At 68.8% G+C, this 11,796-nt stretch carries 6 protein-coding genes; all 6 read right to left on the bottom strand.

The window, feature by feature from the left end:
- Positions 1 to 110: 110 nt before the first annotated feature.
- The 6 genes from ACQPZF_RS32435 to ACQPZF_RS32460 all read right to left on the bottom strand — a co-directional run bounded on the left by ACQPZF_RS32435 (position 111) and on the right by ACQPZF_RS32460 (position 11,636).
- The gene (locus ACQPZF_RS32435; protein WP_433263517.1) at positions 111 to 1,385 is read right to left on the bottom strand and encodes an ABC transporter substrate-binding protein; all 1,275 of its coding nucleotides are present in this window, start codon (positions 1,383 to 1,385) and stop codon (positions 111 to 113) included.
- 335 nt (positions 1,386 to 1,720) lie between these two features.
- Positions 1,721 to 4,225 (bottom strand): ABC transporter permease, encoded by a 2,505-nt coding sequence (locus ACQPZF_RS32440; protein WP_433263519.1) that lies wholly within the window; start codon positions 4,223 to 4,225, stop codon positions 1,721 to 1,723.
- Positions 4,226 to 4,229: 4 nt separating this feature from the next.
- Entirely contained in the window at positions 4,230 to 4,982 is a 753-nt protein-coding gene (locus ACQPZF_RS32445; RefSeq protein WP_433263521.1) for an ABC transporter ATP-binding protein, read from the bottom strand.
- A 967-nt stretch (positions 4,983 to 5,949) separates the two neighbouring features.
- Positions 5,950 to 8,937 (bottom strand): helix-turn-helix transcriptional regulator, encoded by a 2,988-nt coding sequence (locus ACQPZF_RS32450; protein WP_433263523.1) that lies wholly within the window; start codon positions 8,935 to 8,937, stop codon positions 5,950 to 5,952.
- Positions 8,938 to 8,948: 11 nt separating this feature from the next.
- On the bottom strand, positions 8,949 to 9,137 hold the full coding sequence (locus ACQPZF_RS32455) for a hypothetical protein (RefSeq protein WP_433263525.1): 189 nt from the start codon (positions 9,135 to 9,137) through the stop codon (positions 8,949 to 8,951).
- Positions 9,138 to 9,299: 162 nt separating this feature from the next.
- Positions 9,300 to 11,636: a chitinase C-terminal domain-containing protein gene (locus tag ACQPZF_RS32460; RefSeq protein ID WP_433274806.1), complete on the bottom strand. Its 2,337-nt coding sequence runs from the start codon at positions 11,634 to 11,636 to the stop codon at positions 9,300 to 9,302.
- Positions 11,637 to 11,796 lie beyond the last annotated feature (160 nt).

The raw sequence follows: 11,796 nt of genomic DNA on the forward strand, positions 1-11,796 counted from the left end.
CGTGAACCTGGTGTCCAGGCGTCCCAGGCGATGGCGCCACGACGGGCGCCCGGCGCGCGGCGGCGGGACGGGACGCCCGGCCCCCGCCCCGCGTCGAGCCGGTGCGACCGTCACTCGGCGGCGTCCCGCGCTTCCTGCAACGCCTGCGCGAAGGAGTCCGAAGTGGACTGCTTGCCGGTTTCCACGCGGGTGAGGGCGTTGTTGAACACGGGCGTGACCTTGGAGTCCTTGGTGCCCCGGTAGGTCGGCTTCAGGCTTTGCGCGGAGTTGCCGAAGATCCGGCCGACGGGAGCCTTGTTGAAGTACTCGTTCACGGTGGAGGTGACTTCGGGGTCCTGGTAGGCGGCCGGCTCGCTCGGCAGGTTGCCGGTCTCCTTGAAGATCCGCTTCTGCTGCTCGGGCGCGGTCAGCCACTTGGCCAGCTCGTAGGCTTCCTTCGGGTGCTTGCCCTGCTTGGGCACGGCCAGGAACGAGCCGCCCCAGTTGCCGCCGCCGCCGGGCGCGGCGGCCACGTCCCACTTGCCGGCGGCCTCGTCGCCCGCGCCGGCCTTGATCAGCGCCAGCGCCCACGCCGGGCACGTGGTGGTGGCGAACGACGCCTGCTTCAGGGCCACGTTCCAGTCCTGGCTGAACGGCTGGAGCGCGCCGGTCTGCTTCTTCTCGCCCAGGCCCGCCGCAAGCTCGAACGCGTCCGCGACCTTCGGGTTGCGGTCGGCGATGTAGGAGTCGTCCTTGGCGAAGTAGCCTTCCTCCGTCTGGTCGAGGATCGCCTTGTACACGTTCTGCGCCGTGTCGACGAACTTCACGTTCGGCGTGGCGGCGGTGAACCTGTCCGCCGTGGCGAGGAAGTCGGCCCACGTCGGCCACAGCGCGCCGACCGCCTCCCGGTCGACCGGCAGGCCGGCCGCCTCGAACAGGTCGCGCCGGTAGCAGACGGCCAGGCTGCCCATGTCGGTGCCCAGGCCGAGCACGAAGTTCCCGCCGTCGGCGGTGCCCTGCTGCCACTTCCAGGCCGCCCACTGGGACTTGAGGTCCTGCGCGCCGTAGTCGGCGAGGTTGACGAACTTGTCCTTGGACTGCCGGAACTGGGCGACGTTGCCCTCCTCGATGGCCACGATGTCCGCCGCGCCCCGCCCACCGGCGAGCTGCGTGGCGAGCTGCGTGTGGTGCTGCTCCATCTTGACCTTGCGCTGCTCGATCTCCACGCCGGGGTGCGCCGCCTGGTACTCCTTGATCAGGTTGTCGTAACCGAAGTCGGAGAAGACGCCGATGGACAGCTCGACCTTCCCGCCGCCGGCGTCACCTCCCCCGCACGCGGCCGTCATGGTGGCGGCCATGGCGATCGCGATGACCGCCGCCGCCCGGCCGACCGGTGTCCTGCTCATCCGTCCTCCTCGACGCGCCCGTCGGGCTCGACCCGTAGTGAGAGCGCTCTCACAGTTGTGAGTGAGTCACCTCACTGTCAAGCGGAGGCTGAACGGTCGACACCGTTCCGTAACTTTCCGGAACGCTTTCGCTCACGGTTAGTAACGACCGACCAACCGTGAGCGAGCGGAACGAGAGGGCGGGGTTGGCTCGGCCCTCGCCCGAGCCAACCCGCACTCAGGTAGAGGGGCTCGGGCGGCGGATATGACGCGCGCACCCAAAGAATCTTGTGACCCGGAGCACACGGGTGGCCCGTTCCGCGCCCCGAACGCGGAACGGGCCACCTGACCCCCCATTACGCCTCGGCCATCCCCGCGACGACCGAGGTGCGGGCCGCCCGCCGAGCGGGCAGGGCGGCGGCGAGGACGGCGGCCACCACCGCCGCCGCGAGCATCACCCCGATCTGTCCGAACGGGACGGTGAACGCGAGCTTGATGGCGTCCGAGGACAGCGCCGTGGTGATCACCCAGCCGAACCCGACGCCGAGCACCAGCCCGATCGCCGCGCCCATCAGCGCCATCAGCATCGACTCGATCACCAGCATCAGCCGCAACTGGCCCCGGGTCAGCCCCAGCGCCCGGAGCAGCGCCGACTCCCGCGTCCGCTCCAGCACCGACAGCGTCAGCGTGTTCGCGATGCCGAACAGCGCGATCACCACCGCCAGGCCGATCAGCGCCCACACGAACGCCAGCACCTGGTCGAGTTGCTTGTTGAGCTGCGCCTTGGTCTCCGCCGCCGAGTCGATCACCGCGAGCGGCGAGGCGTCGGTCACCTTCTCCACCGCCGCACGGCCGTTCGCTGCACCGGGCTTGAGCTTGACCATGATGCTGGTGTAGCCACCGAGCTTCGGGTCGAGCCGCGCGGAGGTCTCCAGCGTCACGACGCCGTCGCTCAGCCGCTGCCCCGACAGCAGCGCCACGACCTTCAGCGACCCCGACCCGTTGTCGGTCTTCACGGTCGCCGTGGAGCCGACGGTCAGCTTGTGTTCCTTGGCGTAGTCGGCGTTCAGCGCGATGGTGCCCTCACGCAGGTCGTCCAGGGCGCCGCTCTCGACCTTCGGCCGGAACAGGTCGCCCAGCGAGTCCCGCGACACACCGGTGAAGTACGCGTTCTCCCCGAGCACCCGCGTCGTCGGCGCGACCTTCGCCACCTCCGGCACGCCGGCGAGCCGGGTCGCCAACTCCTCCGGCAGCGGCCGGTCGTAGACCGAGGACGTCACCGTGTAGTCGGCCGGCAGCCGCTCGTCGACCTGCGCGTTCGCGGTCTCCTTGGCGCTGTTGGCGACCACCGTCACCAGCGCCACGATCGTCACGCCGATCATCAACGCGGCCGTGGTGGCGGCCGTGCGCTTGGGGTTGCGCCCCGCGTTGGCGGCAGCCAGCTTCGCCGGCACCCCGAACAACGCCCTCGGGACCACGCCCAGCACCCGGTTCACCGGCCCGACCAGCAACGGCCCGAGCACCAGCACAGCGGACAGCACGACCATCGTGCCGATACCGCTGACGATCATCGGCAGTTCTTCGCCGTCCATCCGCATACCGAGGACGATCGTGCCGATACCGCCGACACCGAGCAGCGCCGCGAACAACACCCGCAACCTGCCGGTGCGCGACACCTCTTCACTGCTGTCCAACTGGCTGCGCAACGCCGCCACCGGAGCGACCCGCGTCGCCTTGCGAGCGGGCAGCACCGCCGCCAGCACCGTCACCAGCACACCGACGCCGAACGCCGCGAGCACCGTCGACACGGACATCGGCAGCCGGACCGGAACGTCGCCACCGCCGAAGCCGATGATCACCTTCTGGAGCAGCGCGGACACGCCGAGCCCACCGAACAGGCCGATCACCGACGCCACGAGGCCCATCGCGAACGCCTCGGCCAGCACGCCCCGGAAGACCTGCTTGCGACTCGCGCCGACACAGCGCATCAACGCCAGCTCACGGGTCCGCTGGGCGACGAGGATCGTGAACGTGTTGTAGATGACCATCGCCGCGACCACGAGCGCGATCACCGCGAACGCCAGCAGGAACGTGGTGAACTCGGCGGACTGCGAGCTGACCTGCTTCAGCATGTCCTGGGTGAGCTGCTCACCGGTCTGCACGGTGTAGTTGGCGCTGCCCAACGCATTCCGCACGTTTTCGGCGACCTGCTCCTGCGTGAACCCCTCGGCGGCGACACCCACCACCTGGTACGGCAGTCGCTCCTGGTCGAACGCGGCGTAGGCCCCCGGCGTCAGCACCACGTGGTCGTTGCCCGAGATCGAGACTTCGCCGACACCCTGCTTGTAGGTGCCGACCAGCAGGTACTCGCGCTTCTGCTCGTCCTTGCCCAGCAACGTGACCGACTTGCCGATGGACAGCTTCGCCGTCTCGGCGGTGCGGACGTCGACGGCGATCTCGTTGTCACTGCCGGGATACCGACCGTCCGCGAGGTCGTACTCCCGCAACTTCTCCATCTCCGCGAGCGGAACCGCCATCGCGGGCTTCGCCTTGCCGTCACCGGTGATCAGCGGCACCTGCTGGTACGCGCGAGCATCGGCACCCGCAACGCCCGGTGCCTGCCGAATCTTCTCCAGGGTTTCCGGTGTGATCCCTTTGACGTCACTACCACTACCGGACAGGTAGACGGAGACGTCGACACCACGGGCACTTTTGGCGAACTCATCACGCATACTCGCGTTCATCGCGTCGCCGAGCACCAACGTGCCGGTCACGAACGCGACCCCGAGGGCGATCGCGACCGACGACAGGACAAGCCGCGCGGTGCGGGCCTTCAGACCCGCGATGATCGTGCGCAGCATTACGTCACGCCCCCAGGTGCTTCAGGGCGGAGAGCACGGAGTCGGCGGTCGGGCTGTCGATCTCGCCGGCCAGGTGGCCGTCGGCCAGCAACACCACGCGGTCGGCGTACGAGGCCGCGACGGGGTCGTGCGTCACCATGATCACCGTCTGCCCGAGCTTGCGCACCGACATCCGCAGGAAGTCCAACACCTCCGCGCCGGACCGCGAATCGAGGTTGCCGGTCGGCTCATCCGCGAACACCACATCCGGCTTCGACACCAGAGCCCGCGCACAGGCCACCCGTTGCTGCTGCCCACCGGACAGTTCACTGGGCTTGTGCTTCAACCGGTCCCGCAAACCCAACACGTCGACAATCGTGTCGAACCACTGCCGATCGGGCTTGCGCCCGGCCAACTCCAACCCCAGCAGGATGTTCGCCTCGGCCGACAACGTGGGAAGCAGGTTGAACGCCTGGAAGACAAACCCGATCCGATCCCGCCGAAGCTTGGTCAGCTCCTTGTCCCCCAACGACGTGATCCCGGTCCCGCCGATCTCGACCGACCCACCGTCGACGTTGTCCAACCCGGCGAGGCAGTGCATCAACGTGGACTTGCCGGACCCGGAGGGCCCCATGATGGCGGTGAACTTCCCCGCCTCGAACGCGACGCTCACGCCGTCCAGCGCCCGGACAGCGGTGTCGCCCTTGCCGTAGACCTTCACCAGGCTCGCGGCGGCTACAGCGGTACGAGTCCCGACGTCGGACACCAGTGCGGACATGCTCCCTCATTCCCTCTCGTCAAGCGGACAGGGGAAAACCTATGGGCAGCCCACGTACACGGTCGTCACCTCGCCGACGGAACCAGACATCAACCTGCGGTATGACCCGGCCTAGTCCCTACGTCTACCCAGCCCGACACCACCACCTCACCCCAAGCAGAGACGCACGACACGCCCGAGCAACGGGCGCCAGCGCCACACCCCCAGGTGGGCTGCGTGTCATCCCCGTATGGCCTGCCCGCAGGGAACCACCCTTTTCCTGGGGATGCAAGCACGCTTTTCGCTTGCATCCCCAGGAAAAGGGTGGTTGTCTTTTGACCAGGTCATGCGGGGATGGCACGACGCCCGAGTCTTGCTTTTGTGTACATCCTTGGCGGCCTGCCGGTCCGGCGAGGACGCTTTTAGCTTTTTGACCCAGCGATCGCGACCGCTCTTGGTCTAAAAGATTAAAAGCGGGCGCTCGCCGCTGGGCAGGCCTCCGGGGAGGAAATGCCAAGGCGTCGTGTTCTCCCCGTATGACCTGGTCAAAGACCACCGCGCTTGTCAAGGAGGTGCAAGCGAAGAGCGTGCTTGCACCTCCTTGACAAGCGCGGTTGCCCTGCGGGCAGGCCATACGGCAATGCCACTAACTTAAGCTTTCCGCTGGTCAGGGCCAGGTTCGTCCGCCGAACAGGCCGGATGACACTGCGAAAGTTTGTCCACTTAGGACATCGATGCATCGCGCAGGCGCAGATCCCCAGGTCGCCTCTCGCCCCAACGAGCCCGAGATGGCCCGGATCCGGTCGAGCTGAACGCCTTCTGGATCGATTTGAGCTGCGGAAACGTGGCTTAAGTTAGTGGCATTGGGCCATACGGGGAGAACACGAGGCCCCTCTTATGTGCTCGCGCAGGCTTCTAGTCGGTGTGCTCGCGCAGGCTTTAGGTCGCGGTGCAAGCGCAGGCTTTGAGTCGCTGTACATGCGCGGATTTATGCATCGGGAAAGCTCGGCTGTTCCAGCAGGCCTCGGTCGTACGCGATGGCCACCGCCTCAGCGCGTCGGCTGGCACCCAGCTTGGCCATGATCCGGGTGAGGTGGACGCTGACCGTCTTCTCCGAGATGTACAGCTCCTCCCCCACCTCCCGGTTGGTCCGCCCCAACGCCACCAGCCCGAGCACCGACCTCTCCCGAGGGGTGAACGGGTCCACGTGCGATCGGGTCGTCTCCGCGTGCAGCGCGACCCGGGCCCGTCGGGCCACCAGGTGCACGGAGTCCCGCAACGGCACGGCGCCCAGTCGGTCGGCGACGGCGTCGGCGAGCCGCAGCTCGGTGATGGCGGCGTCGCGCTGGTCCGCAGCCAGCAGCGTCTCCGCCAAGCGCCAGCGGCAGACGGCTTCCTCGAACACGGAGCCGAACGCGAACCCGTCGGCTGCCGCGCGCCACAGCCCGGGATCACCGGGGCCGTCGAGTCGACTCTCCTCAGCCGCCACGCGGGCGAGCCAAGCCCGGCCCTCAGGTCCCATCGAACCGGTCCGGGGCGAACCCAGCTCTGCGGTGGTCCGCGCGTACTCCGCCAGCTCATGTCCGGCGCCGACGGCGGCACTCTCCGCCACGGCATCTCGTCGACGCCGGGCGCGGGCCGCGATCTCGGCGTGGCCGGCGACTCCCAGCGCCGCCAGGCGGATGCCGGCCAGTGCCCAGTCTCCGCCTTCCTGGCGGGACCACTCGATGGCGTCGGTGATGCGCTCGACCGCCAGTTCCGGCTGGCCGCGCCACAACGCCAGCTCCGCGCCGGTGCCGCCGGTGATCAACGCGATCTGGAGGTCCCGGTGCCAGTCCGACCGCAGCTCCCCGATCAGCCGCTCGGCCTGCTCGAACTCCCCGCGGCTCACCGTGACGTGGGTGCCGGCGGCGGCCAGCCGTGCCGACACCGTGCTGGACACGCGGAGGCCGGGAGGCTCGGCGGCCACCGCCGCGCTCTCCCACTCGCCGGTGTAGTACCGGGTCAGCACTTGCAGAATGCGCAGCTCCAGGCCGTAAGAACTCCAGGACAGGCCGGTCTCCTTGGCCCGCGCCATGCCTTCGTCGAACACCCGGAGCGCGTCCGGCAGCTCGCCCAGGTCGTAGTGGTGCATCCCGAGGAAGTACCGGGCGCGCAGTTCCGTGCTGACGGCCTCGGCCTCCATCGCGCACGCCACGGCCGCCTCCAGGTGGGACCGGGCGGACGCCACGTCCGTGGCGGCCTCGTCCAGCAGCCCCAGGGTCGCCAGCGCGTCCGCCACCGCCGACTCGGCACCGGCGGCACGCCCGTCCCGCACGGCTTCCTCGGCCCGTTCGCGCGCCTCGGTGTACTTCCGGTCGTGGCGCAGCGCAGCCGCCCACACCGCCAACACCCAGGCACGCGCCGGCGAGGCGGGCCGGTCGCGCACCAGGTGCCACGCCGCTTCGATCGCCGCGTACTTCTCGTCCTCCGTGCCGTCGAGCACCTGCAACGCCTGCGCGAACCGCCGCCACATCTCGGCGGCCTCCTCGGGCGCCTCGGCGTCGACCAGCAACGTCCCGCTGCGGGCGAACGCGATGGCGCGCTCCGGCTGCCCGGCCGTCCCCGCCACCCACGACGCGCGCCGCAGCAGCCGCAGTTCGGTCACCCCGGCCGGGCGCTCGGCGGCGGGCACCGCGGACCACAGCTTCAGCGCCTGCTCCAAGTGCCGCAACGCCTCGGCGGGCGCGCCGGCGGCCTGGGCCTCGTGCGCGGCGTCCACCGAAGCCCGCAGGGCGCAGGCCAGGTCGTGGCTTTCCAGGGAATGGTGGGCCAGCGCCGCCGCCGCGCCCCGGTGATCGGGCATTGCGGCGATCCGCGCGGCGTAGGCGGAATGCAGCCGCACCCGCTCGCCGGGCAGCAGATCGCCGTAGACCGCTTCGCGCAGCAAAGCGTGCCGGAACGTGTAGACCTCGTTCCGGTTCACCAGCAGGACGTGGTGCTGAACAGCTTCCCGCAAAGCGCCGTCCAACGCGACGTCGTCCGTGCCGGCCACTTCCCGGAGCAGGTCGTGCCGCACCGACCGACCGCCGACCGACGCCACCCGGACCACGTGCTGCGCGGCCGGCGACAGCCGCTCGATCCGCGCCAGCAGCACCTCGGCCAGCGTCCACGGGATACCGGACCCGTCGGTGGCGACCGCGATCAGCTCCTCCGCGAAGAACGGGTTGCCGTCCGAGCGCTCCGCGACCTCCAGCACCACGTCGTCCGGCAGGTCGTCCGCCAACGCCGCGACGAACGACCGGGCGTCGATCGCGCTCAACGGCGTCAGATCCAGCCGATGGACCGCCGGCAGCCGCACCAATTCGTTCAACAACGGCCGCAACGGGTGGCTGCGGTGCAAATCGTCGGACCGATAAGTCCCGACGATGAGCAACCGCTGCGACCGCAGCCGGGAGAACAGGAAAGACAGCAGATAACGCGTGGACGCGTCGGCCCAGTGCAGGTCCTCCAGGACCAGCAGCACCGGCTGCGACTCGGCCAGGTCACCCAGCATCCCGTGCACCGCGTCGAAGAGCTGCAACTGGCCGACGTCCTGCTCGGGACGCCGCCCCACCAGGTGCGACGGCAGGCCGGACAGCCCGCTGCTGTCCTGCGACACGGGCAGCGCCAGCTCGGGCAGCAGCCGGCCGAGCGCGGGACGTGCCGAGATGTCGAGCAGACCGGCCTCCCGCACCTGCCCCAGCGCTTCGGTGAAGGGCAGGTAGGGGAGGCCGGTCTCACCCACGTCCAGACATCGCCCGGTGAGCACGAGGGCATCGGCGGCGGAGGCGAGTTCGTCCACCAGCCGCGTCTTGCCCACGCCCGCGTCGCCGGCGAGCAGGACCGCGCCCGCCAGGCCGCGGGCGGCTTCGTCGAGGGCGGCGCGCAGCCTGGTCATCTCCCGGCTACGCGCCACCAAGGGGATACCGGAACCAAGGCGTGCCACGAGTGGCATGTTCGCACACCTCAGGCGGCGTCGCGGTGGCCATTTCGCGGTACCGGCAGCTCCGGGTGTGACCGGTGACCCAGCCGCCGCCACCACGAGCGCTTCGGCGCGGCGCTCTGCCGGGCGACGCGGGCGTGTGCCGCATCGGCGCGCAGGGCCGCCTGCCGGTAGTCGATCTCCGCCTTCAAAGCCTCGGGCGTCCACTCCATGATGACCGACTCCTCGTTGCGTTCGTTCTCGCTGACGAGGAGAAGAGTCGTCCTGAGGTGGACGCCCGGGCATCGGGTGTTCACGTGGGTTCGGGTGCTGGTCCCCTTACCCGCCGCTGTAAGGGGTGGCAAACGGCGGGTAAGGGATGCCTCAGCAGGGCCTCAGCAGGCCCCCAGGTCCTTCCAGACGCCCCACTCGCCGGTGGTGCCGGGCTCCTCGCCCTGCGTCCACCACTTGGCCTGCCACTTCTTGCCCTTGTGGCCGACCTGGTTGCCGCCGTTGTAGACCTTGGCGCTCTCCCAGGCGGCCACCGTGCAGGACGGGTTGGTCGTGGTCGTGGTAGACGTGGTGGTCGACGTCGACGTCGACGTAGAGGTGGAAGTCGAGGTGGAGGTGGAGGTGGAGGTCGACGTCGGGATGCCGCCGTCACCACCACGCGGGTGGTCGGAAGCGATGGCGTAGGACTTGCCGCCGAAGGTCACCTTGAAGTTCGACGGCGACGCGATCGGGAGCTGGTAGCTGAGCGCGACGTCCACCGACGCGCCCGGGGCCAGCGACTGCCACGACGGGAGCGTCAGCTCGACGTGCTGGAAGTCGCCCCTGATCCCGCCGACGTTCGCGCCCGTGTGCCCCTTCGCGGTGACCCGCAGCCCGAACCCGGACTGGTCGGACATCGTGCCCGGAGCGCTGGTGCCGTAGTCGAACTCGATCTTCGTGCCACCCGGCAGGGTGCTCGTGGAGTTGTTGGTGAGCTTCAGCTTCGGGTTGATCGGGTAGTTGTTGTCGCCCAACGCGAACCCGGACACCGTCGCCGACACGTTCAGCACGTCCTTCGGCGGCGTCCCGGCGGCCTTCTGGTTGCCGTACGGGGACGCGCCACGCAGCCCGTCGTTGAGCTTGGTGAGCAGGGTGTCGCCGATGGTGTACTGGTTCTTGGCGCTGTCGAAGCGGTAGTCGCCCGCCAGCTCCCAGATCATCACGCCGCCGAGACCCTTGTCCGCCACGTACTTCGCCTTGGTGGCGATGGACTGCTCGTCCTCAGTGGACAGGAACACCTTCTTGTCGGCGTTCCACAGCCACGGGGTGGTCAGCGTGTTGTCGTAGTGGCGGGTGTACGTGCCGGAGAGCCGGTCGGTCGGGTCGGTCTTCGGGGTCAGCCCGTACTGCTCCAGGTAGTCCGGCGTGATCTCGTTCTCAAGGTTCTTGGCGTGCCACATGGGGTTCGCGCCCGCCGGCGTCTCGGCCCCGGCCTTGTCCAGGTCGTGCCACAGGTTGTCGATGCCGATCGCGCCGTTGCCGCACGGCGTGGTCGAGCCGACGTTGCCGCCGGTGCCGGGCGGGCACTTCTTCTGGTCGGGCAGCGCGGCCTTGCCCCACATCCCGTTCGTGCCGCCGGTGACGCCCTGCCAGCCACGCGTGTAGAACGGCACACCGATGTTGATCCGGCCGGCCTGCATGGCTCCCCGGAAGTAGTGGTACGACCAGTCGGTGTTCAGGTAGCCCATGCCGTCGTACGCGCCGTAGACGCCGCCCTCCGCGAGTTCGCCGTCCTTGCCGTCGTCGTAGAGCGCGGCGTTGGGGCCGACGAAGTGGTTCCACGCCCCGTGCAGGTCGTAGGACATGATGTTGACGTAGTCCATGTAACGCGTGACCTGGTAGGCCTCCTGGCCGCGCAGCAGCCAGCCGGACGCCGGAACGGCAGCGGTCAGCAGGTAGTGCTTGCCGTCGGCGACCGAAGCGCGGTCCAGCTTCTCCCGCAACGTCTTCATGATCTTCTCGTAGCCGGCCCACAGCGTGCCGCGGTTGGCGTCGGAGATCCAGTAGTCGTCCGGGTTGCCGGCGTACTTGTTGGAGGTCGCGTACTCGTAGTCGATGTCGACGCCGTTGAACCCGTACTTGCGGATGAACTCCACGGCGGAGTCGGCGAACGTGTCGATCGTGGCCTGCGACTGGCCCATCTTGTAGAAGCCGCCGGACGCGTTGCGGGTGCCGTCCGGGTTGAGGAAGCCACCCGTCTCGGCCCAACCGCCGACGGACACGAGCGTCTTCACGTTCGGGTACTGCTTCTTGTACTTGTTCAGCAGGTTGAAGTGCCCCTTGTAGGGCAGCGACGGGTCGAGTTCGACACCGGGCCAGGTCATCCCGGTGGCGGCGTTGTCCGGCCCATCGGCCCCGACCGACACCTTGTTCTGCGCGTTGACGTGCGCGAACGCGTAGTTGAGGTGCGTGACCTTGTTCCACGGGATGTCGGACGCCAGATAGGAAGGCGCACCGTTCTTGCCGGTGCGCCAACTGGTGAAGTAGCCGATCACACGACGGGAGTGGTCGGTCCCCATCGTCTCCCGGCCGTCGGTGTCGTAGACCGAACAGTAGGGGACGGCGACACCGGGGGTCTGGTAGAGGCCGTCAGGACGACACTCCTCCCCCGCGGCGGCGCTGGACGTGGATGGTGACACGACAGCGATGACGAGTCCGGCCACCGTGGCGAGCAACGCCATCAGCGGCAGCAGCTTTCTGGACACTAGCCGTACCTCCTGCACCAGGCGGCGGCCGAACGCAGAGTGGAGCGAACGAAACGTAAATAGGTCCAGACCTTTCTGTCAATAGGTCCAGACCACTCAACCGATCACGCAGAACGCCACAACGCGATGAGAGCGC

It is taken from the genome of Actinosynnema sp. CS-041913, assembly GCF_050942485.1.
Taxonomy (GTDB): domain Bacteria; phylum Actinomycetota; class Actinomycetes; order Mycobacteriales; family Pseudonocardiaceae; genus Actinosynnema.

Bases quoted from the DNA above. Each gene is read 5' to 3' on its own strand.
- ACQPZF_RS32460 (WP_433274806.1), bottom strand. From the start codon at position 11,636: ATGGCGTTGCTCGCCACGGTGGCCGGACTCGTCATCGCTGTCGTGTCA.
- ACQPZF_RS32445 (WP_433263521.1), bottom strand. From the start codon at position 4,982: ATGTCCGCACTGGTGTCCGACGTCGGGACTCGTACCGCTGTAGCCGCC.
- ACQPZF_RS32450 (WP_433263523.1), bottom strand. From the start codon at position 8,937: ATGCCACTCGTGGCACGCCTTGGTTCCGGTATCCCCTTGGTGGCGCGT.
- ACQPZF_RS32440 (WP_433263519.1), bottom strand. From the start codon at position 4,225: ATGCTGCGCACGATCATCGCGGGTCTGAAGGCCCGCACCGCGCGGCTT.
- ACQPZF_RS32435 (WP_433263517.1), bottom strand. From the start codon at position 1,385: ATGAGCAGGACACCGGTCGGCCGGGCGGCGGCGGTCATCGCGATCGCC.
- ACQPZF_RS32455 (WP_433263525.1), bottom strand. From the start codon at position 9,137: ATGGAGTGGACGCCCGAGGCTTTGAAGGCGGAGATCGACTACCGGCAG.